Annotated in this window: 1 protein-coding gene, 1 tRNA gene and 2 pseudogenes; 2 read left to right on the plus strand and 2 right to left on the minus strand. The window is 64.7% G+C overall.

Features of this window, described 5'->3' with window-relative positions; translation table 11 throughout:
• Window positions 1–124: pseudogene (locus ACS5PV_RS32695) on the plus strand (IS5/IS1182 family transposase); the annotation flags it as partial.
• A gap of 824 nt (window positions 125–948) precedes the next feature.
• On the opposite strand, the gene ACS5PV_RS32700 reads toward ACS5PV_RS32695, so the two are convergent.
• Window positions 949–1024: transfer RNA gene (locus tag ACS5PV_RS32700), tRNA-Thr, on the minus strand.
• 154 nt (window positions 1025–1178) lie between these two features.
• Here ACS5PV_RS32700 and ACS5PV_RS32705 point away from each other — a divergent pair.
• A pseudogene (locus ACS5PV_RS32705) lies at window positions 1179–1436 on the plus strand (transposase family protein); the annotation flags it as partial.
• Between the two features lie 213 nt (window positions 1437–1649).
• On the opposite strand, the gene ACS5PV_RS32710 reads toward ACS5PV_RS32705, so the two are convergent.
• Window positions 1650–2564 (minus strand): transposase (locus ACS5PV_RS32710; RefSeq protein ID WP_455399474.1); only part of this gene is annotated, 915 nt, incomplete at its 5' end.

A 2564-nucleotide genomic window follows, 5' to 3' on the forward strand; every position in this document is an offset into this window, starting at 1 on the left:
TGCCTGGTTCAACCGAGCCCGCCGATTGCCCGTCCGCTACGAACGCCGCGCCGACATCTACGAAGCCTTCACGTTCCTCCAGGCCAGCCTCATCACCATCCACCAGATCGACCGGTTCTGTTAAGCGCTCTTAGATGACATGACCAACCTCTGATGGCTGGCCGTTTGCACAAACGATCTCGTTCTCGGCTCGACACCGAGTCCGTCCGTTCAGTAGGGTCAGGAACTACTTCACGACCCTTTTTGATATCGGCGCCCCCTGGTCCTGGCAGACCGGGGGGTTTTCGTTTGGCTACGGCATGGGTATTGTCTCCACCCGTCAGCCATGGGGCGGTGAGATCCTGCAGCCAACACTTTTTGTGGCGCAATACTGATTTTCAATAGTCTAATAAGAGAAAAAGATTGGTGAATCCAACTATAAACAGAATCAATAATAACGCAAGTACGTACGCAGCGTGGTGCATTCTAGGATGAATATTCAGGGAATCAGTGGATTAACCGTGAATCAACCATAATTATCCTGCCGCTAAGATGCGCGCACGAAAAATCCCGCGGGGTGGGAACCCGCGGGATCGGAGGTCTTCCGGGTGGTGGCTCGGCGGTTACTCGGCTGTGATCAGCCGCGTCATCGCCTCGTCCGGGGTGAGCGCCGGGATGCCGTCAACGGCTGACTGGCGGACGAAGTCGGGGTGGCCGCCCATGCGGATACCCACCCGGACTGCGCCGAACTCAGCAGGGGGGCACGCAATAGGATGTGCAGTCTCAGACCAACCGCAGGAGGCGACCTCGGGATGCCGAAGCCCTGTCCGGGCGCATTTTTTACGAATCACTTATGCGTCAATATGCTCAACGCTGTCTGACATCGCTGTCTGACAATGTTTTCGAGCCTGCCGGGAAATTCCCAAAAACCGCTAGTCTATCAACGACTTAAGACTGGGAGATGGGTAGTGGTGCCGCAAGAGGGATTCGAACCCCCGACCCCCTCATTACGAATGAGGTGCTCTACCAGCTGAGCTATTGCGGCGCCGTCAGGCCGCCGGAACCGGCGGTCAGTGGCGCCGTCTTACCCGCGGAGCGACGGATTGGCAAGGCTCCCGGCGAACCGCGGCAGGGCGATTCAGAGAATGCGATTGAGGGGGTGACGGCCCGCGGCGACTGATTCAATCAGGATCTGGAAGATGATCCTGGAGGGCGGCGTGGCCGAAGCACCGGACGTCGTGGGCGCTCGCAGCCTGTGGGATCACTTCGCGGCCATCCCGGATCGGCGCGGCCGCAAAGGGCGCCAGTACGGACTGCCCGCGGTCCTGACCCTGTCTCTGGCCGCCATGCTGTCGGGAGCCACTGATCTGCGCGCCGTGTTCCGGTGGGGCCGACGGCTGCCGCCAGAGGCGCTGTTCCTCCTCGGCCTGGAGCGGGCGCCCTGCCACGCCACGTACCACTACTTCTTCAAGGCCCTCGACGTGACGGCGACCGAGGCCGTGCTGGGGGCCTGGGTGCGGGGTGCGGCCGAACAGGATCAGAGCTTGGGTCACGTAGCGCTCGACGGCAAGCGGCTGCGCGGCTCGGCGGGGGTGGACCGCGACGGCAGCGGCGGCGCGCATCTGGTGTGGGATTGCCCCGGATCGGTGTTCTTGCTCACTTTGCGTGGATCAGGCGGCCAGAACCATGCGGCGCTTCAGGAGATCGAGGCCTGCCCGGCCATAGCACTGGCGCTTGATGAGCTTGAGCCGGTTGACCTGGCCTTCAGCCTGGCCGCTACTCCATGGCTCCCTGAGAGCAGCCCGGACGGCAGCGATGTCCGCCTCCAATCCTGAGGCGAACGTCGCGATCGCAGGAGCTTCACAGGTCCGAGCCTTCGTGATCCAAGCCTCGACGTCTGCAGCGGCGTCCTGATCATCGGCCAAGGGCTTGCCCTTCCCGGCGGCGCGCACGAGTGCGGTGAAGCGGCGGGCCAGCCCCGTGACGGCCCGCGCGGTGTCGTCCTGCTCGACGCGGCTCACCACAGCCGCTTCGCCCTTATCCAACACCGAGGTCGGCTGCACGAGCAGCCACGCTAGCTGCCGTGCTGGCGGCAACCGGGCTTCCGATCCAGGCGGCTCCGAAGCGGAAGCCTTGGCACTGCGGGCCTTGCGGCCTGATCGGATCGGCCTCGTCCGGCGCTCGGCGACGAAGCGATGCACCTGCCGGCTCGTCCCTGGATAGCCCCGTTCCCGGATCTCGCGCCACAGGGCCATGGCGTTCTCGCAGCCCTCGTCGATCCGTCCCGCCAAGTATGCGACGTGCGGATCAAGCAGGCTCGGCCCCGCACCGTGAGGCAACCGCGCCGGGAACGTCTCGGCGCTCGCATACTTGCGCACCGTCGCACGAGCCAGCCCCAGGGCACGGGCGATCGCGAGCAGGGGCTCCCCGCCGGCGTGCCGGCGGCGGACCTCGTCGTAGACCACCTGCCATCGCATCCGGCTCTGTGCGCCCGCTTCCAACTCCGACGGAGTGCGGGCAAAGGCGCGGTCGCGCCGGGTGGGACGAACGGTCGAGCCAGGGAGGAGCGGCAGGCTGCGCAACCG

Source organism: Methylobacterium sp. Gmos1, assembly GCF_053764715.1.